This window comes from Pseudomonas sp. AB6, assembly GCF_034314105.1.
Taxonomy (GTDB): domain Bacteria; phylum Pseudomonadota; class Gammaproteobacteria; order Pseudomonadales; family Pseudomonadaceae; genus Aquipseudomonas.
Genome location: NZ_JAVIWJ010000001.1, coordinates 3,034,397 through 3,052,804 on the forward strand (window position 1 = coordinate 3,034,397; position 18,408 = coordinate 3,052,804).

At 56.8% G+C, this 18,408-nt stretch carries 16 protein-coding genes and 1 riboswitch; of the genes, 11 read left to right on the forward strand and 5 right to left on the reverse strand.

Annotated features, from left to right (window positions below; all coding sequences use genetic code 11):
- Nucleotides 1–101 precede the first annotated feature (101 nt).
- Complete coding sequence (locus RGW60_RS14320) at nt 102–1,043, forward strand: folate-binding protein YgfZ (RefSeq protein ID WP_322205216.1); 942 nt, start codon at nt 102–104, stop codon at nt 1,041–1,043.
- A gap of 103 nt (nt 1,044–1,146) precedes the next feature.
- The gene (locus tag RGW60_RS14325) at nt 1,147–1,968 is read left to right on the forward strand and encodes an HDOD domain-containing protein (RefSeq protein WP_322205217.1); all 822 of its coding nucleotides are present in this window, start codon (nt 1,147–1,149) and stop codon (nt 1,966–1,968) included.
- Here the strand turns inward: RGW60_RS14325 and RGW60_RS14330 are convergent.
- Both RGW60_RS14330 and RGW60_RS14335 read right to left on the reverse strand, forming a co-directional pair.
- Entirely contained in the window at nt 1,965–3,371 is a 1,407-nt protein-coding gene (locus tag RGW60_RS14330) for a sensor histidine kinase (protein WP_322205218.1), read from the reverse strand. The two genes, RGW60_RS14325 and RGW60_RS14330, sit on opposite strands and share 4 nt — an antisense overlap.
- A complete protein-coding gene (locus RGW60_RS14335) occupies nt 3,364–4,035 on the reverse strand; it encodes a response regulator (protein ID WP_322205219.1) in 672 nt (223 codons plus the stop codon). Before RGW60_RS14335 ends, RGW60_RS14330 begins: the two co-directional genes overlap by 8 nt.
- Nucleotides 4,036–4,263: 228 nt before the next feature.
- Here RGW60_RS14335 and RGW60_RS14340 point away from each other — a divergent pair, with 228 nt between their 5' ends.
- On the forward strand, nt 4,264–5,244 hold the full coding sequence (locus RGW60_RS14340; RefSeq protein WP_322206921.1) for a tripartite tricarboxylate transporter substrate binding protein: 981 nt from the start codon (nt 4,264–4,266) through the stop codon (nt 5,242–5,244).
- 69 nt (nt 5,245–5,313) lie between these two features.
- On the opposite strand, the gene ung is transcribed toward RGW60_RS14340, so the two are convergent.
- Nucleotides 5,314–6,003, reverse strand: coding sequence for a uracil-DNA glycosylase (gene ung, locus RGW60_RS14345; RefSeq protein WP_322205220.1), 690 nt, complete (start codon nt 6,001–6,003; stop codon nt 5,314–5,316).
- A gap of 174 nt (nt 6,004–6,177) precedes the next feature.
- Here ung and RGW60_RS14350 point away from each other — a divergent pair, with 174 nt between their 5' ends.
- A complete protein-coding gene (locus RGW60_RS14350; RefSeq protein ID WP_322205221.1) occupies nt 6,178–7,290 on the forward strand; it encodes an enoyl-CoA hydratase/isomerase family protein in 1,113 nt (370 codons plus the stop codon).
- A 132-nt stretch (nt 7,291–7,422) separates the two neighbouring features.
- Here the strand turns inward: RGW60_RS14350 and RGW60_RS14355 are convergent, their stop codons facing one another.
- The gene (locus tag RGW60_RS14355; protein ID WP_322205222.1) at nt 7,423–7,704 is read right to left on the reverse strand and encodes a hypothetical protein; all 282 of its coding nucleotides are present in this window, start codon (nt 7,702–7,704) and stop codon (nt 7,423–7,425) included.
- Between the two features lie 11 nt (nt 7,705–7,715).
- A complete protein-coding gene (locus RGW60_RS14360; RefSeq protein WP_322205223.1) occupies nt 7,716–8,132 on the reverse strand; it encodes a hypothetical protein in 417 nt (138 codons plus the stop codon).
- 298 nt (nt 8,133–8,430) lie between these two features.
- Nucleotides 8,431–8,532, forward strand: a riboswitch (guanidine-I (ykkC/yxkD leader).
- A gap of 61 nt (nt 8,533–8,593) precedes the next feature.
- Here RGW60_RS14360 and RGW60_RS14365 point away from each other — a divergent pair.
- The 7 genes from RGW60_RS14365 (at nt 8,594) to atzF (ending at nt 18,352) form a co-directional block, all read left to right on the forward strand.
- On the forward strand, nt 8,594–9,673 hold the full coding sequence (locus tag RGW60_RS14365) for a putative urea ABC transporter substrate-binding protein (protein WP_407074061.1): 1,080 nt from the start codon (nt 8,594–8,596) through the stop codon (nt 9,671–9,673).
- 26 nt (nt 9,674–9,699) lie between these two features.
- Complete coding sequence (locus RGW60_RS14370; RefSeq protein WP_322205224.1) at nt 9,700–10,515, forward strand: ABC transporter permease; 816 nt, start codon at nt 9,700–9,702, stop codon at nt 10,513–10,515.
- The gene (locus RGW60_RS14375; protein WP_322205225.1) at nt 10,512–11,276 is read left to right on the forward strand and encodes an ABC transporter ATP-binding protein; all 765 of its coding nucleotides are present in this window, start codon (nt 10,512–10,514) and stop codon (nt 11,274–11,276) included. Before RGW60_RS14370 ends, RGW60_RS14375 begins: the two co-directional genes overlap by 4 nt.
- 13 nt (nt 11,277–11,289) lie before the next feature.
- The gene (locus tag RGW60_RS14380) at nt 11,290–12,015 is read left to right on the forward strand and encodes an urea amidolyase associated protein UAAP1 (protein ID WP_322205226.1); all 726 of its coding nucleotides are present in this window, start codon (nt 11,290–11,292) and stop codon (nt 12,013–12,015) included.
- A gap of 11 nt (nt 12,016–12,026) precedes the next feature.
- Nucleotides 12,027–12,653, forward strand: a complete 627-nt coding sequence (locus RGW60_RS14385) for an urea amidolyase associated protein UAAP2 (RefSeq protein ID WP_322205227.1) — start codon at nt 12,027–12,029, stop codon at nt 12,651–12,653.
- Nucleotides 12,654–12,859: 206 nt separating this feature from the next.
- Nucleotides 12,860–16,501 carry an urea carboxylase gene (gene uca / locus RGW60_RS14390; protein ID WP_322205228.1) on the forward strand — a complete coding sequence of 1,214 codons (3,642 nt, stop codon included), beginning with the start codon at nt 12,860–12,862 and terminating at the stop codon, nt 16,499–16,501.
- A gap of 27 nt (nt 16,502–16,528) precedes the next feature.
- The gene (gene atzF, locus RGW60_RS14395) at nt 16,529–18,352 is read left to right on the forward strand and encodes an allophanate hydrolase (RefSeq protein ID WP_322205229.1); all 1,824 of its coding nucleotides are present in this window, start codon (nt 16,529–16,531) and stop codon (nt 18,350–18,352) included.
- Nucleotides 18,353–18,408 lie beyond the last annotated feature (56 nt).

Here is an 18,408-nt window from a genome sequence, read left to right on the forward strand (position 1 = left end):
TTTGGTCGCAGGGGTTTTCAACAGATCAGTGATCACGCCTGTACCCATTCGGCGAACTCAGCACTATTATGGTGCCCATACTTTTTACCCTGCGATGACCCATGGCCGACTCAACTTTCTTCTGCATGCTGTCCCACGAGGGCATACTCGCCGTCCGCGGCCCTGACGCCAGTAAGTTTCTCCAGGGCCAGTTGACCTGCAACCTCAATTACCTGAACGACACGACGGCAACCCTCGGCGCACGCTGCACTCAAAAAGGCCGAATGCAATCGAGCTTCCGCATCCTGCCTGAAGGTGATGGCTACCTTTTGGCGATGGCATCCGAATTGATCGAACCGCAGTTAGCTGATTTAAAAAAATACGCGGTTTTCTCTAAATCCAAATTGACCGACGAAACCGCTGGATGGGTTCGTTTCGGCCTCAATGAAGGCGATGGCGCGTTAGTTTCGCTGGGGTTGGACTTGCCCCACGCTTCGGATTCGGTGGTGCGCACCGGTGCATTGATCGCTATTCGAGTATCGCCCGCTCGGGCCGAGCTCTGGGTCGCCGCAGACCAGGCAGAAGACGTGCAACGTCGCCTGGCCGCACAACTGGCTCAAGGCTCACTAAACGATTGGATGCTGGGGCAGATTCTTGCTGGCATTGGCCAAGTAACTGGCAATACCCGCGAAACGTTCATCCCGCAAATGTTGAACCTGCAAGCCATAGGTGGCGTCAGTTTCAAAAAAGGCTGCTACACCGGACAGGAAATAGTGGCGCGCATGCAATATCTGGGCAAGCTCAAGCGACGGCTCTACCGCCTTACTCTTGCGGGCACTGACCTCCCTGAGCCAGGTACAGCGTTATATTCGCCGGTCCACGCCAGTGCCGTGGGTGAAGTTGTCATAGCCGCGCGGGCGCCCGACTGCATTGAATTATTGGCTGTAGTGCAGGCCGATGTTGCACAGGATGGCAGCATTCATATTGGTGCTCCAGACGGTTTGGTACTTCAATTGAAATACCTTCCGTACACGCTAGACTCCAAACTGGAAACTCAGCGTTAAATGATTGGCACTTCTTTACCATTTCCAGGTCGAACGACGTCAACCCCGAGCCGCTCGTCGAGTGCTCGGTAGCAGGAACCACGCTACGCCTAAGAGATGTGACATGAACACGATGTCGGACACAGTGCAAAGGGACCTGATTCGGGCGATAAACAGCGACGAGCTATTTCTACCTACTCTGCCGAAAGTAGCGCTTAAAATTCGTACGGCCGCCGAAAATCAAGACATCAGCGTCAGTCAATTGAGTAAAGTAATCGCCGGAGATACGGCACTTTCCGCGCGATTGATAAAAGTGGTCAATAGTCCGTTGATGCGCGGCAGTATCGAAGTGAGTGACCTGCACACCGCCATTACCCGGCTGGGCATCAATTACAGCTGCAACCTTGCAATCGGTCTAGTCGTGGAGCAGATGTTCCAGGCAAAATCGGATGTTGTAGCGCGAAAAATGCACGACATATGGGTAAAAAGTCTTCAGGTAGCCGGTATCAGCTACACGTTGTGCCGCAATCATTCCAAGCTCAAGCCGGACAAAGCCACGCTGGCTGGGATGATGCACCTGATTGGCGTATTGCCAATCCTGACGTACGCCGAAGACCATTTCGAGCTGCTTTCGGATGCAGTCAGCCTCAACCATGTGATTGACCGCATTCACCCAATCATCGGTCAAAAATTGCTCACCGCATGGGAGTTTCCAGAAATGCTGGCCAAAGTGCCGGGTGAGTTCCAGAACTTTGAACGCCAAGTGGATCAGGCCGATTATGTCGATCTGGTGCAAGTTGCGACGGTGCACAGTTATCACGGTACCCACCATCCCTTCGCTACGTTGGAACTGGGCAATCTGCCTGCCTTCATCCGCCTCGGTCTAGACCTTAAAGATGGCGCTCTCGTCGCCGAAATGAATGAATCAATGAACATGCTTGTTTAGCGTGTCTGATTTTCGGATTCTATGCCGAGCGCAAATCTCACCCTTACCTTCAAGCCCCGCTCAGCCCCATCATGGAGGCTGATTTTGGCAAGGTGTGCATGGCAGATTTCGCCAACAATCGCCAAGCCCAATCCTGATCCAAGCTGATCACGCCGATAAAAGCGTTCGAACACCCGCCCGCGCTCCGCTTCTGGGATGCCAAGGCCGTCGTCTTCGACCTCAAGCACTCCCGGCGCGATGACTCGCAAAATCACATTGCCGCCCGAGGGAGTGTGCGCCAACGCGTTGTCCACCAAATTACTCAACAGCTCATTAAGCAACACAGGATCGCCTCGCAACCACACTGCCTCATCAGCTTCCAGCGCCAAGGCAACACCCTGCGCATGGGCCAACGGCGCCATCGCCATACCCAACTCACGCGCCAGTTGGCTCAGATCAAGTCTCTGAGCCCGCCCTTCGGAAATGGATCTTGCACCGTTTTCGATGCGCGCCAGCGACAGCAACTGATTGGCCAGATGAGTCAACCTGTCAGTACCCTGTGCGGCAGCTTCCAGGGTAATTCGCCAGTTCGCCGGATTAGTGTCACGCAACCCAAGTTCAACCCGGGCTTTGAGCGCCGCCAGTGGCGTGCGCAACTCATGCGCAGCGTCGGCAATGAACTGCGCCTGACGTTCGAATTGCATACGCAGGCGCTCAGTGAAATGGTTGAAAGCGCCTACCAACGGCTGAAGTTCGCGCTGAACGTCCACCGGCGGCAGCGCCCGTAAATCATCCGGCTGACGCGCCTCGACCGCCTTGCGCAGACGCTCCAGCGGACGGAGTGCCGCGCTGACGGTGATCCATACCAACACCAGCGCGCCCGCACCCAACAGGCCCAAACGCACCAATGTGTCGGCCATCAGACTGCGCGCCATGCGCTCGCGAGCTTCTTCGGTTTCGGCTACCCGAATTTCCGCCATGCCATTCATGTTTGGATCACTGACGGGCTTAAGCAAGCTAACGACACGCACGCTTTGTCCCTTATAACGGCCATTATAAAAGCTCGCCAACGCAGGATAGTCATCAGTACGCAACGTTCCCGGCGGTGGTGCAGGCAAGTTTTCGTAGCCCGAAATAAGCTGCTTATTAATGTCGTTGACCTGGTAATAAATCCGCCCGGCGCTGTCGTAGGCGAAGGTGTCCAGGGCCACGTAAGGCACGTCAGCGCTAAGGCTGCCATCGCGCTGAGAAACTCCAGCGGCAATGGTGCGAGCAGAGGCAAGTAACGTGCGGTCATAAGCCGTATCGGCAGCTTCACGACCATTCCAATAAGCGCTTAAGCCACTGGCCAGCATTAATGCTGTGAGCAACAGGCCAAGGTTCCACAGCAACCGCCCGCGCAAGCTGCCTGACGCATCATGCATCGCGGCTTTCCAATAAATAACCGAGTCCACGAAAGGTCACGATAGCAATCGGATGCCCGCCGATTTTTTTGCGCAGGCGGTGGACATAGATTTCGATGGCGTCGGGGCTGGCCTCTTCATCCAAGCCAAATACTTGCGCCGCCAATTGCTCCTTGCTCATCACGCGTCCGGGCCGCGCAATCAGTGCCTCAAGCACCGCTTGCTCACGGGAGGTCAAGATTAGTAACGCTTCTCCCAACGCGAAGCGTCGCGTATCGAGGTCGTAAACCAACGCACCGCAACGCTGCTGACGCTCACCGCCTAACACGCTACGACGCAGCAACGCCTTGACCCGCGCCTCCAGCTCGGAGAGTTCGAAAGGTTTAGCCAGGTAATCGTCGGCGCCGAGATTGAGGCCATGAACCCGATCTTTGACATCGCTACGGGCGGTCAACATCAGCACCGGAAGGTTCTTGCCCCTTGCTCGCAAACGAGCCAGCACTTCAAAGCCGTCCATTCGCGGCAACCCCACATCTAAAATCACAACAGCGTAGTGCTCGCTGCTCAATGCCAGATCAGCAGCCACGCCGTCGTGCAGAACATCGACCGTCAAGCCTTGGCTTTTTAGGGCCAACGTGACACTTTCGGCCAATTGCAGATGGTCTTCGACGAGAAGTACACGCATCGACTTCACTCATTTCTTAGGCTTATAAGCCGCGAAGTTTACAGCCGTGTCGTCTGCTGTGAAGCACCAAAAGCAAATCAAGCGCAACTCTGAGCCCTATGAAAGGTTGGTGAAAGCTTCACCTTTTAGCCTCCCGTTACACTGGCCCACCGCTGCGGTAAAACTGAAAAACGCCTCGACGCGTTTTCTAATAAGAACAAGAAAATGGAGTACTTCGTGGCATTATTTTTGCGACGTTTCACCTTTATTGTCGGCTGCATACTAGTTGCCAGCCAGTTATTCGCCGCTGAACCCAAACGCCCGGAATGCATAGCTCCAGCCTCGCCTGGAGGCGCTTTCGACCTCACCTGCAAACTGGCGCAAAGCGCGCTGATGGGTGAGAAATTTCTGAGCACACCCATGCGCATCACCTACATGCCGGGGGGCGTTGGCGCGGTGGCCTATAACGCAGTCGTTGCTCAGCACCCGGCCGATGGAGGCACCTTGGTTACCTGGTCCAGCGGCTCGCTGTTGAACCTGGCGCAAGGTAAATTCGGCCGCTTCGACGAGAACGCAGTGCGTTGGCTGGCTGCGATCGGTATCACCTATGGCGCTATTGCGGTGAAAAGCGATTCGCCTTACCGGAACCTTGACGATCTGGTTAAAGCGCTAAAAAAAGACCCGAGCAAAGTGGCTATCGGTTCTAGCGGAACCATCGGCGACCAAGACTGGATGCAGACTGCGTTGATCGCTAAAGCTGCCGGTATCAACCCGCGTGACCTGCGTTATGTCGCGCTCGAGGGCGGGGGTGAAATTTCCACTGCATTGCTCGCCGGCAATATTCAGGTAGGCAGTACCGACATTTCAGACTCAATGCCGCACGTCCTTAGCGGCGAAATGCGACTGCTCGCGGTATTTTCCGAAGCGCGCCTTGACGAGCCAGAAATGAAAGACATTCCCACTGCCAAGGAACAGGGCTACGACATCGTTTGGCCAGTAGTTCGCGGTTTTTACCTAGGGCCAAAAGTCAGCGAAGAGGACTACGCATGGTGGAAAGCCGCCTTCGACACACTGCTGGCTTCAGATGACTTCGCCACATTGCGTGATCAACGCGAACTGTTTCCCTTTGCCATGACCGGTGAAGCATTGGACGTCTATGTGAAGAAGCAAGTGGCAGACTACAAAGTCCTGGCCAAGGAGTTTGGTTTGATCAGTGATCCCGGAAAGTAACGGAGTTGAACAACCGATTTCTAAACAGGTTCCGGGCTAATTGAGCGATTATCGTAAAGCCTGCGCCTTCTAGACCGGCAACTTCCAGTCAATCGGGGTCAAGCCATTTTGCTGCAGATACTTATTGGTCCGGCCAAAGTGCCCATTCCCCAAAAAGCCTTTATAAGCCGACAGCGGCGACGGGTGTACCGAGATCAATACCAAGTGTTTGCTCGCGTCGATCAGCTTCTGCTTGCTTTGCGCATGGGCGCCCCACAGCAGGAACACCAGATGGGGCTGATGCGCACTGGCCGTCTCGATGACCTTGTCGGTAAAGTGCTGCCAACCCTTTTTTGCGTGTGAAGCGGCGTTGGCGCGTTCGACCGTCAGCGTGGTGTTGAGCAACAATACGCCTTGGTCGGCCCACGATTGCAGGTAGCCATGGTTAGCGATGTCAATGTTCAGATCACGTTTGAGCTCTTTATAGATATTGACCAGCGACGGCGGGGTCGGAACGCCGGGCTGCACTGAAAAGCACAAACCGTGGGCCTGACCGGGGCCGTGATACGGGTCTTGGCCAAGGATCACCACCTTGACCTTATCCAGGGGCGTGGAATTCAGCGCATTGAAAATCATCGGCCCTGGCGGATAGATTTCCTTGCCTGACGCATGCTCATGGCGCAAAAATTCGCGCAGTTCATTCATGTACGGCTGCTCGAATTCATCACGCAATGCGTGCTTCCAGCTAGGCTCAAGTTTGATCCGATCGTCGTTTGTCATGTCACACCTGCAGAAGACAATGTGCGGACACTAGGAAAGCTGGCCCTTTATGTCAATGCGCTAAGCATAAAGCCTCACTTCCTCCACTTCTTTTCAAATCGCCGTTTGCAACTAGAGGCGCGCCGGGGTATCACAGACTTAACGCAAAGTTGCCCCGTCCCCCGAGAGGTCACGATGAATCTGCAATTTGAAGAACTTCCTGCCCAAGACGGCGCGCGCATTGGTATTGCCAGCCTGGACGCGGAAAAATCTCTAAATGCCTTGTCCTTGCCAATGATAAAGGCGCTGGCTGAGCGTTTGGAAGCGTGGGCCGATGACCCGCAAATCGTCTGCGTGATGCTTCGCGGTAACGGCGGCAAAGCCTTTTGTGCCGGAGGAGATGTGCGCAGTCTGGTAGAGGCGTGTTTAGCCGATCCAGGTGGAGTGCCTCCTTTGGCCGCGCAGTTTTTCGCGGCAGAATACCGTCTCGACTATCAGTTACATACGTACCCCAAACCGCTGATCTGCTGGGGCCACGGCTATGTGCTGGGCGGCGGCATGGGCCTGTTGCAGGGCGCAAATATCCGCGTCGTGACCTCTAGCAGCCGTTTGGCCATGCCGGAAATCAGCATCGGCCTATTTCCTGACGTCGGCGCAAGTTGGTTTTTGTCCCGATTACCCGGCAAATTAGGCCTATTCCTCGGGCTGACGGGCTCGCACATCAACGCGCGTGATGCGCTGGACCTGGATTTAGCTGACCGGTTTTTGTTGGATGAGCAGCAAGAGGAGTTAGTTGAAGGTTTGTTGCAACTGAACTGGCAGGAACAAACATCGGTGCAACTCAATAGCTTACTTAAAGCCCTGCAACAGGAAGCTGTGCGAGAGATGCCTGAGGCGCAATGGTTACCGCGTCGTCAGCAGATAGACGAACTGCTGGATGTCGGCGACTTGCCTTCTGCTTGGCGCGCTTTAACTCAGTTGCAACCTCATGATGACGCACTGCTCAATCGCGCAGCGAAAAATTTGAGTGAAGGCTGTCCCTTGACTGCACATCTGGTATGGGAGCAGATCAAACGCGCACGGAATATGTCGTTGGCTGAAGTCTTTCAGATGGAATACAGCCTAAGCCTCAACTGCTGTCGTCATCCTGAATTCAGCGAAGGCGTCCGAGCGCGCTTGATCGACAAGGACCAAAAACCCCATTGGCATTGGCAGGACGTGGCAACGATTCCAGTGACAGTGATTGATGCGCACTTCGCCAAGGCATGGGAGGGCCGGCACCCGTTAGCGGATCTTTCGCAATACTAGGCTCACAGACAACGCGGGCTGCGATAGCGTGAGAAAAATCGCACCGCCGACAGCCTTAATAGAGATTGTGTCCGCCCCATGCCTACGGTCTATCCCAAGGGCCCGCCCACCGCCCGCACCGTTACGACAGTCTTACTGTCGGTCGTAATGCTGTGGCGGGCCGGGCTTATAGCCGGGGTTACCATGGTAGCGAGGATCCCAAGCCTGGCCGGCAGGGTGCGGATCAACAGTTGGCGGGGACGATTCCATACGTGGAGGGGCGGTTTCGTAACTGGGCCGTGGGGCGGCGTAAATGGGCTTCGTCACAGAGCCCGGCTGACCGTAATTGTGCTCGGCGCCATAGCCTTCCGCGTCGACTTCACCACTGGCAAGCGCCACACTTATATAAACAATCAGTAATACGAGTCGGTACATGGTGATATCACCTATCGACGGCCCCCCTGGCCATGACCATCGTGTCCGCCATGCCAACCGCCATGGAAGTCTCCCGAATCTGGCCGACGACCGCCCCAACCCGGGTGTTGGCGATAACCAAAGCCACCGTGATAATCCGGTGCACCCGGTGCGTAACCACGTCCGGGCCAAGGACCATTCCCGTAGCCTGGACGGCCATAACCATGGCCTCCTTGATAATAAACACCGGAACGAGGACCGTAATAACGAGGTTGGCCGATAACATAGCCCGAGCCATAGTAACGATCGTAACCCCCGGCACCGTAGTAATAGCCTCCGTAAACCGGCACGGGCGCGGTGTACACATCTGATTCGTAATAACCCGGTCCCGCGTAACAACCTGCCAGCGTCAAACCCAGCAAAGCAATAAGCAAAGTTTGTCGATACATGGCGGCCTCCTGGACCGCTATAAGCCAAACAGCGACGCTGGTCGGCATCAGTCAACCTCTGACGGACATAAAATCAGACTGTAAAAAGACATTTCAGTGCGTCCTCGCGGCAATTATATATGTAACAAGATGCGCCCCCGCTCGGTGCAACCCCGCACCATTCTAAGGCAAACCCGGCAGTGCTTCGCCGTCGACCCATGCGCCAAGCGTCGAGCCAGAAGGCTCGGCGCAACTTGGCACGGCTCTCGCTTAACAAATTGTGTGCAGGAGTCAAAACAGGTTCGCGGCACCACAATTTGCAATAGCCCACTAGGGTTCCGGCTCGCTTCTGGCGAGTGGCTGGTCCGAGAGTTGGCGACCTCCAGTAGAGGTTACACGGCGGGATAAAAGCCCGGGAGACAGGGACACCAGTGGTGTCACGTGACTCTTGCTCGCCTTTTTTCCTACTGGAGATCTCTACTATGCAGCTCACCATCCGAAAGCCCCGTCTGTTTTCCTTGCTTGCCGCCAGCCTGATCGCGGTATTGAGTTTCTCGGCTCAGGCCGTCCCGAAACAGCACTTCAACGTCTGCTGGACAATTTATGCCGGCTGGATGCCATGGGAATATGCTGGCGCTCAGGGCATCGTCGACAAGTGGGCGAAAAAGTACGGCATCAAAATCGATGTCACTCAGATCAACGATTACGTCGAATCCATTAATCAATACACTGCTGGCCAGTTCGATGGCTGCACCATGACCAACATGGACGCCCTGACGATTCCCGCCGCAGGCGGTGTCGCCAGTACGGCGCTGATCGTCAGCGACTTCTCCAACGGCAACGACGGCATTGTGATCAAGGGCACCGGCAAGAAAGTCACCGACCTCAAGGGCATGAGGGTAAACCTGGTGGAGTTGTCGGTTTCCCACTACCTGCTGGCCCGGGCGCTGGACACGGTTGATCTCTCGGAAAAAGACCTGACTGTGGTCAACACCTCTGACGCGGACATTTCTGCCGCGTTCAACACCGACGACGTCAAGGCCGTGACCACCTGGAACCCCATGTTAGCGGACATAAAGGCCAAGCCCGGTGTAACCGAAGTGTTCGACTCCAGCAAGATTCCGGGCGAGATCATGGACATGATGGTGGTCAACTCCCAAACCCTCAAAGACAACCCTGCACTGGGCAGAGCACTGACCGGCGCCTGGTTTGAAGTGGTGGCGTTGATGAACGCAAAATCTGCCGCCAGCACCGCTGCGTTGGAACACATGGCCAAAGCATCGGGTACTGATTTGGCCGGTTTCCAGTCGCAACTGGACACCACCAAATTGTTCGCAACGCCCAAGGAAGCCCTCGCGTTCGCCAACAGCACTCAGTTGCCGATGACCATGCGCAAAGTGGCGGAGTTCTCTTTCCAACACGGGCTGCTCGGCCAAGGCGCCAAAGATACTGGCGCAGTAGGCATGTCGTTTGCCAACAATGTCACTCTCGGCGACAAAACCAACCTCAAGCTGCATTTTGACCCCAGCTACGTGCAGATGGCTGCCGACGGCAAGCTTTAACGCATCCCGCCTAAAGGGTATTGCCCATGCGCTTGATAAACCTGCGCCCAGATCGTGCCAGTCGCCTGATTTTGGTAATCCTGCCGTTTGCTTTGGTGCTGATTGCCTATTTCATGGGTTCGGCGACTCGGTTGGCGGAAAACCCCAACGACAAATTGCTGCCCAGCGCGGTGCAAATGACCGAATCGGTCAAGCGCATGGCCTTCATTGAAGACCCGCGCACCGGAGGTTATTTGCTATGGCAAGACACGGGTTCCAGCTTGCAACGGTTGGCCATCGGCTTGGGCATCAGTGCGTTGCTCGGTCTATGCCTGGGGATCGCGTCGGGCATCGTGCCGCTGTTCGGCGCGTCTTTATCACCAGTGCTAACCGTGTTGTCCATGGTGCCGCCGCTGGCGATTTTACCGATCCTGTTCATCGTGTTCGGCCTAGGAGAGCTATCGAAAGTCATGCTGATCGTGATCGGTATCACGCCGATTCTGGCTCGCGATCTGGAGCAGCGCGCGCAGGAGATTCCGGTGGAATTGCTGATCAAGGCACAGACCCTCGGCGCCTCTACCTGGACCTTGATCCTGCGGGTGATCCTGCCGCAACTGCTCCCGCGTTTGTTGATCTCACTGCGGTTGGTATTAGGCTCAGCGTGGTTGTTCCTGATCGCAGCCGAAGCCATTGCGTCGATTGACGGCCTTGGTTACCGGATTTTTCTGGTGCGGCGTTATTTGGCCATGGATGTGATTCTGCCTTATGTGGTCTGGATCACATTGCTGGCATGGCTCATGGATTGGGCCCTCAAGGCCCTGACCCGACGGGCTTTTCCTTGGTACGAGGGAGCCCGCGTATGAGCTTCATTTCGGTGAAAAACGTTTGGCAGGAATACGACAAGCAACCCGTACTGGAGCGCCTGAACCTAAGCGTTGATGAAGGTGAGTTCTGCACCTTGGTCGGCGCGTCAGGCTGCGGCAAATCGACCTTTCTGCGCCTGTTGTTGGGCCAGGAAGTGCCAAGTCGCGGGCACATCCTTTTAGACGGTAAACCCTTGGTCGGCGAGCCAAATGCTAGCCGGGGCGTGGTGTTCCAACGCTATTCAGTCTTCCCTCACCTGTCGGTGCTCAACAATGTCGCGCTGGGCCTTGAACTGCCGCGCTCGGCGTTGCTGGGTCGGCTTTTCGGCAAGGCCAAACGCCAAGCCAGAGATCAGGCGGCCCAATTGCTGAACAAGGTAGGTCTTGGGCATTCATTGGACAAATACCCGACACAGCTTTCGGGCGGTATGCAACAACGACTGGCCATTGCGCAAGCGCTCATCATGCAACCTCGGGTTTTACTGCTGGACGAGCCATTCGGCGCTCTTGATCCGGGCATTCGCAAAGACATGCACGGTTTGTTGCTGGAGTTGTGGCGGGAAACTCAATTGACCGTGTTCATGGTCACCCACGATTTATCCGAAGGCTTCAGCCTCGGCACGCGCTTGCTGGTGTTTGACAAGGTTCGCCACGACCCTCAAGCGCCCGGTGCTTATGGCGCCAGAATCACCTATGACATTCCCTTGAACAGCGACCGCCGCGTTGCACGCGCTGCGATTGAATCGCTGCAAACGGTTTAGAGGACTTTTCCCTATGACTGACTCCACCACGCTGTTTCCGGTGTTCTCTGAAGAGCTGATCCCAGGAGGCGGCCACCGTTCGTTCGTCCTCAAGCGCGGCCAATTGCTGCGTTTCACCGACATTCAGGGTGGCGCCAACGTCAGCCTGACGCTGCTCAACGCCAACGAAAAAACCGAGCGTCTGAATTTGCCGGACAGCCTGAAATGCCAACACACGGCCAAGCTTACCAGCGGCCATTGTCTGTACTCGGACATGGGCCGAGTGCTGGCGGCCATCGTGGCCGACACCTGCGGTGGGAGCGACAGCATCGGCGGGATTTTATGCGCCGAAGAAGTTGCAGAAAAATACGGCCAAGGCCGCTATCAAGAATTGCGCAATGGCTTTTTCCGTAACGGCACCGACAACTTATTGGTCGAACTGGGCAAATGGGGGTTGGGGTTGTCTGACTTGCTGATGACCCTGAATCTGTTCAGCCGGGTGAACGTCGATGACAGCGGTGCGTTGCACTACGTCACCGCCCATTCCAAAGCTGGTGACACCATCGAGCTGTACGCGCCAATGGACACCTTGGTGGTAATGACCGCGCTGCAACATCCCATGGACCCAAATCCGCAGTACGCCCCCAAGCCGATAAAACTCAGCTGGATGAAAGCTGACGCCCGCGTTGCTGAGCACTGCCGCTTCTCGCGCCCGGAAAACGAGCGCGGTTTTATCAACACTGATCGCCTGTTCGCCTGAGGATCGCCACCATGACCTACTCTAAACAGCCTGAAACCGCGATCTACAGCGCGACCGTTCCCGCAGGCGAGCCGTGGCTGACCGAAGTCAACGCTGGGCAAACTGTGCGCATCCTCGACCTGGAAGGTAATCAGGCTGTGGACACCTTGTTTTACAGCCTGGCCAATCCCCGTGAACGTTACGACGTGCAGCGTACTTTGCGCCGTCAAAACAACGTGTACCTGAGCGTCGGCAGCGTGCTGTATTCCAACCTCGGCAGGCCAATGTTGACCATCGTCCAAGACACATGCGGTCGTCACGACACCCTCGGCGGAGCCTGCGCCCAAGAGAGCAACACCGTGCGTTACGCCATGGAAAAGCGTCACATGCACAGCTGCCGCGACAACTACCTGCGCGCGTGTGCCCATGACGGCCGCCTGAGCAAAAGCGACATCGGGCCAAACATCAACTTCTTCATGAACGTGCCGGTGACCGCTGACGGCGGGTTGACCTTTGAAGACGGCATTTCTGCACCTGGAAAATATGTCGAACTGCGCGCGGAAATGGATGTCATCGTGCTGATTTCTAATTGCCCGCAACTGAACAACCCGTGCAACGCCTACAACCCAACGCCGGCGCAGGTGCTGATATGGAACTGACCTTTTCTTCGCTACGCCGCTGGTTGTTCAGCTTGTGCCAAAGCCGTTCGGGGCAATGCTTGAAATCGAAACAGCCTCTGTAGATACCGTCAGCGTCAAGTACCAGGTTTAGCCATCGGGGACGACTCCGAGGCACACCGTTCAATAGCGGGACGGCCCGCTTCCCATTAAGAAACCGAGCTGCCCTCGGTTTCCAGGGTTATGCCATGTTCGACACACTGCTGATTGCCAACCGTGGCGCGATTGCCTGTCGCATCCTGCGCACTCTGCGCGAGCTTAAGGTCAACGGCGTGGCGATCTATGCCGAAGTCGACGCCGCCAGCCTGCATACTCTTCAAGCCGACCAAGCCCATAGCCTCGGCGACGGCGGCGCGGCCAACACCTACCTGGCGGTGGATAAAATCCTCGCCATCGCCACAGCCAGCGGTGCCAAGGCAATCCATCCCGGTTACGGTTTTTTGTCTGAAAACGCCGCCTTCGCGCAAGCTTGCGAAGACCACGGCATTGCCTTCGTCGGGCCGACTCCAGAGCAGCTGCGCGTGTTCGGCCTCAAGCACACTGCCCGCGCGCTGGCCAAGCAACACGGCGTACCGATGCTCGAAGGCACTGAGCTGCTCGACAGCCTTGAAAACGCCTTAAGCGCCGTCGAACCCATCGGCTATCCCGTGATGCTGAAAAGCACGGCGGGCGGCGGCGGAATCGGCATGCGTGTGTGCCGCAGCGCCGACGAACTGACTGAATCGTTCGAAGCTGTGAAGCGCTTGGGACAGAACAATTTCAGCGACGCTGGCGTATTCATCGAGAAGTACATCCAGCGCGCCCGACATTTGGAAGTGCAGGTATTTGGGGACGGCAATGGGGACGTCATCGCTCTGGGCGTGCGCGATTGCTCAGTGCAACGCCGCAATCAAAAAGTTCTTGAAGAAACTCCCGCACCGAACCTGCCAGAGGGCATGGCCGACGAACTGTGTGCGGCAGCGATCAAGCTAGCGAAAGCGGTCAACTACCGCAGCGCAGGGACGGTTGAATTTATTTTCGACAGCGAAGATCAGCGCTTTTACTTCCTTGAAGTGAACACGCGGCTGCAGGTTGAACATGGCGTGACCGAGCAAGTCTGGGGCGTCGATCTGGTCAGCTGGATGGTGCAACTGGCCGCCGGTGATTTACCGCCGTTGCTTGAATTAAAGGCTGGGTTGCAGGCCAGCGGTCATGCAATACAAGCGCGGTTATATGCCGAAGATCCGGGCCGGGATTTCCAACCTTGCCCTGGCTTGCTGACGGTAGTGAACTTCCCGGCAACTGACGGTAAAGCCTTGCGCATTGATACTTGGGTTGAGGCTGGTTGCGAGATTGCGCCGTACTTTGATCCGATGATTGCCAAGTTGATCAGTTGGGCGCCGACTCGCGCGCAGGCCATTGCAGGACTCGGGCAAGCGCTGCGTGACAGCCATTTATATGGGGTGGAAACCAATCGCGATTATCTGCGGCAGATTTTAGTGGACGCGCCTTTTGCCAGCGGCCAGCCATGGACTCGCTGCCTGGAAGGGTTGGTATACCGCGCCAACACCTTTGAAGTGCTCAGCGGCGGCACTCAGACCAGCGTCCAGGATTATCCGGGACGTCTGGGCTATTGGGCGGTGGGTGTTCCACCGTCGGGGCCGATGGACAGTCGATCCTTACGGTTGGGCAACCGGTTGTTGGGCAACGACGAAGGGGCCGCCGCGCTGGAAATTACCATGAGCGGCCCGCTGCTGCGTTTCAACACTGATGCGGTGGTAGCCATTACTGGAGCGGAAATTCCGGTGACACTCGACGGGCAGACGCAAGCAATGAACACCGCGACTTTGGTGACGTCGGGTTCAACCTTGGCGCTAGGGACGATTGGCGGTGCCGGGGCGCGCAGTTACCTCTGCGTGCGCGCAGGCCTGGAGCTGCCGGATTATCTGGGGAGTAAAAGCACCTTCACCCTCGGTCAATTTGGCGGCCATGGCGGACGAGCATTGCGCGCTGGTGATGTACTGCACATTCCACCGTTGAGTGATCGCCGCGTGGGGCTGAGCGTGCTGCCTGAACAGCTCGCCAACTTGCTGGATGTGCGGCAAATTCGCGTCATTTATGGCCCGCATGCGGCGCCGGAGTATTTCACCGAGTGCTACATGCAGACGTTTTTTTCGACCCATTGGGAAGTGCATTTCAACTCCAGCCGAACCGGCGTGCGCTTGATCGGGCCCAAGCCAGAATGGGTCCGTGCCGACGGTGGCGAGGCGGGACTGCATCCATCGAATATTCATGACAATCCGTATGCCATTGGCGCCGTGGACTTCACCGGCGACATGCCCGTGATCCTCGGCCCCGACGGGCCAAGCCTGGGTGGATTCGTTTGCCCGGTGACCGTTATCGAGGCCGACCTTTGGCAATTGGGGCAGCTTAAGGCCGGGGATAAAGTGCAGTTTTATCCCATCAGCCTGCAAACCGCCCGCAGCTTGGCCCAAACAGATCTCTGTGTGGGCCCACTTTTAGACGAAGCAGGCGACGCGGCGTCTGACTTGGCGCTATCGCGGACAAGCCCGCTCCTGCAGGAGGCCGGGGCGGAGTTGATTTCGCCGATTGTGCTAGATATCGGTCAGGACGACACACGTCTGGTAGCTCGCCTTTGCGGGGACACCCATCTGCTGCTGGAGATCGGCGCCGCCGAGCTGGACCTGGTGCTGCGGTTTCGCGCCCATGCGTTGATGCAAGCGCTGGAGGGCAAAGCTCTGCGAGGGGTGATCGACCTGACCCCAGGGATTCGTTCGCTGCAAGTTCACTATCACCCCGAGCAACTTCCTTTGGCCAACCTGCTTAACATCCTCGCCCACCAATGGGAAACCGTCTGCGCCAGCAAAGACCTGCACGTGCCCTCGCGGATCGTTCATTTGCCGCTGTCCTGGGATGACCCGGCGTGCCAACTGGCCATTGAAAAATACATGACCACCGTGCGCAAAGACGCGCCATGGTGCCCGAGCAATCTGGAATTCATCCGCCGCATCAATGACCTGCCCAACCTCGACGAAGTGCAGCGCACCGTGTTCGACGCCAGCTATTTGGTCATGGGTTTGGGCGACGTTTACCTCGGCGCCCCCGTCGCAACACCACTCGATCCGCGTCATCGCTTGGTTACCACCAAATACAACCCGGCTCGCACTTGGACCGCTGAAAACTCTGTCGGCATCGGCGGCGCGTATATGTGCGTCTATGGTATGGAAGGCCCCGGCGGATATCAATTCGTGGGGCGCACCTTGCAGATGTGGAACCGCTATCGGGAAGTGGCCGCGTTTAATGGTAAACCTTGGCTGTTGCGCTTCTTCGATCAGATCCGCTTTTACCCGGTCAGTGCTGAAGAGCTATTGCATATTCGCCGCGACTTTCCACTTGGCCGTTACTCGCTAGACATCGAACACTGCACCCTGAACCTGGCGGACTATCAAGATTTTCTCAATCGTGAAGCTGAAGGCATCGCCGCATTTCGAGCGCAACAACAGGGCGCATTCAACGCCGAACGCGAACGATGGATTGCCAGCGGCCAAGCGAATATTGAGAGCCATGAAGCCGTTGCAACGGCCACTGACGATGAGCCCCTCGATGCAGGCCTATACAGCATCGATAGCCACATCGCGGGCAATCTCTGGCAGGTGCAAGTCAAGGTCGGCCAGCGGGTCGAAGTCGGCGATGTATTGGTAATCCTGGAATCGATGAAGATGGAAATTCCACTCCTGGCAACCTTGGCAGGCACCGTTAGCGAAGTGCGCGTGCAACCCGGATCGGCCCTGCGTGCAGGGCAAAGGGTCGTGGTTCTGAAAGCGGATTGAATTTTTTAATTTTAAGAGGGATGTCCCATGGGTAATGCTGAGCAACTCATAGATTTACGTCTTGATAAAGTCCGTGCGGCGTATCAAACCGGAGCCCTGACACCTCGGCAACTGGTTTTCGCCCTTCGGGAAAAAGCTACGGCGCTGAACCCGACCTATCACCTGTTCATTCATCTGCTAAGCATCGCGGAACTGGAACCGTATCTGGCAGCGCTGGAAAGTCGCAACCTTAAAGACCTGCCGCTGTACGGGGTGCCATTCGCGATCAAAGACAACATCGATTTAGCCGGTATCCCCACCACCGCTGCGTGCCCGGCGTTCACCTATACGCCGGATACGTCGGCGACTATTGTCGAGCAACTGATCGCACTCGGTGCGATTCCCATGGGCAAGACTAACCTCGACCAGTTCGCCACCGGATTGAACGGCAGCCGCTCACCTTACGGAGCTTGCCCCAACAGTGTTTCGATGGATTATCCATCAGGCGGCTCCAGCGCAGGTTCGTCGCTGGCGGTGGCGTTAGGCGTTGCCAGCTTTGCCCTCGGCACCGATACCGCAGGCTCGGGCCGGGTGCCCGCGGCGCTGAATAACCTGCTGGGCTTGAAACCCAGCAAAGGCTTGATCTCTACAGCAGGCGTGACTCCAGCCTGCCGCACACTGGACTGTGTCAGCACCTTCACCGCCACCGCCCGCGAAGCCAGCCAATTGCTCGGCCTCCTCGCACGTCATGACCCGCGCGACGCCTACAGTCGCCGCAATCCAATGTGGAACGATGCGTCAGCGTTCGGCGTACCAAGACCGTTCAAATTCGGCGTGCCGCGTCAGCAGGATCTGGAGTTTTTCGGCTGCACAGAAGGTCCGCAACTGTTCGATGACGCCGTCATGCATCTGATCGCACTGGGCGGGGAAGCCGTGACCCTTGACCTATCGCCATTTCTGGAAGCGGGCGCTTTACTCTACAACGGCCCGTGGGTAGCCGAACGCTACAGCGTGGCGGGCCAATTGATAGAGAGCCACCCCGAAGCTGTATTGCCGATCATCCGGGCAGTATTGGCCAAAGCACCCACCGTCGACGGCGTGCAAACGTTCCGTGCGCACTACCAGCTACAAGCACTCAAAGCGCTGTGCGACAACGCGCTAGAACATCTCGACTGCGTGCTGACCCCTTCTATCCCTCGTCCGGTGACGCTGGCCGAACTGGCTGAGGAGCCGGTGCTGCGAAACTCGGAGCTGGGCTACTACGCCAATTTCGTCAACCTGCTGGACTACGCGGCCGTCGCTGTACCCAGCGGCTTCATGAAGAGCGGCCTGCCGTGGGGCGTGACGTTGGTTGGCCGAGTCTTCACCGATCAATACTTGCTAAGCCTCGCCGATGCCCTGCAACGGCAGACAGATGTACGCGTGATCGGCCATAACTCACTCAACCTTTCTGCTCCCGCGACAACCGCACGCAACGACAAGTCGCGGCTGGTGGTCTGTGGCGCACACATGGAGGGTTTGGTGCTGAACGGGCAACTCAGGCAACGCGGCGCGCGCTTGCTGGAAGTCACTTACAGTTCAGCTGACTATAAGCTTTACGCGTTAGCGGGTGGTCCTCCGTTTCGCCCAGGCATGCTTCGGGTCGAGGAAGGCGGCGTAGCCATTGCAGTGGAGGTCTGGGAGTTACCAAGTCTCGAATTGGGCTCGTTCCTTACCGGCATTTCGGCGCCGCTAGGGCTAGGAAAAGTTCAGCTGGAAGATGGCCGCTGGGAGAGTGGATTCATCTGCGAACCCTATGGTCTGGAAGGCGCCACAGACATCAGCCATTTAGGCGGATGGAGGGCTTACCTGCGTGCTAACGCCAGAGTTTAATTAGAAAAAACCGGTGAGGGGGTCGCTCCTTTGCCGGTCGTTACATAGATACCGAT

Bases quoted from the DNA above. Each gene is read 5' to 3' on its own strand.
- RGW60_RS14320 (WP_322205216.1), top strand. From the start codon at position 102: ATGGCCGACTCAACTTTCTTCTGCATGCTGTCCCACGAGGGCATACTC.
- RGW60_RS14325 (WP_322205217.1), top strand. From the start codon at position 1,147: ATGAACACGATGTCGGACACAGTGCAAAGGGACCTGATTCGGGCGATA.
- RGW60_RS14330 (WP_322205218.1), bottom strand. From the start codon at position 3,371: ATGCATGATGCGTCAGGCAGCTTGCGCGGGCGGTTGCTGTGGAACCTT.
- RGW60_RS14335 (WP_322205219.1), bottom strand. From the start codon at position 4,035: ATGCGTGTACTTCTCGTCGAAGACCATCTGCAATTGGCCGAAAGTGTC.
- ung (WP_322205220.1), bottom strand. From the start codon at position 6,003: ATGACAAACGACGATCGGATCAAACTTGAGCCTAGCTGGAAGCACGCA.
- RGW60_RS14350 (WP_322205221.1), top strand. From the start codon at position 6,178: ATGAATCTGCAATTTGAAGAACTTCCTGCCCAAGACGGCGCGCGCATT.
- RGW60_RS14355 (WP_322205222.1), bottom strand. From the start codon at position 7,704: ATGTACCGACTCGTATTACTGATTGTTTATATAAGTGTGGCGCTTGCC.
- RGW60_RS14360 (WP_322205223.1), bottom strand. From the start codon at position 8,132: ATGTATCGACAAACTTTGCTTATTGCTTTGCTGGGTTTGACGCTGGCA.
- RGW60_RS14365 (WP_407074061.1), top strand. From the start codon at position 8,594: ATGCAGCTCACCATCCGAAAGCCCCGTCTGTTTTCCTTGCTTGCCGCC.
- RGW60_RS14370 (WP_322205224.1), top strand. From the start codon at position 9,700: ATGCGCTTGATAAACCTGCGCCCAGATCGTGCCAGTCGCCTGATTTTG.
- RGW60_RS14375 (WP_322205225.1), top strand. From the start codon at position 10,512: ATGAGCTTCATTTCGGTGAAAAACGTTTGGCAGGAATACGACAAGCAA.
- RGW60_RS14380 (WP_322205226.1), top strand. From the start codon at position 11,290: ATGACTGACTCCACCACGCTGTTTCCGGTGTTCTCTGAAGAGCTGATC.
- RGW60_RS14385 (WP_322205227.1), top strand. From the start codon at position 12,027: ATGACCTACTCTAAACAGCCTGAAACCGCGATCTACAGCGCGACCGTT.
- uca (WP_322205228.1), top strand. From the start codon at position 12,860: ATGTTCGACACACTGCTGATTGCCAACCGTGGCGCGATTGCCTGTCGC.
- atzF (WP_322205229.1), top strand. From the start codon at position 16,529: ATGGGTAATGCTGAGCAACTCATAGATTTACGTCTTGATAAAGTCCGT.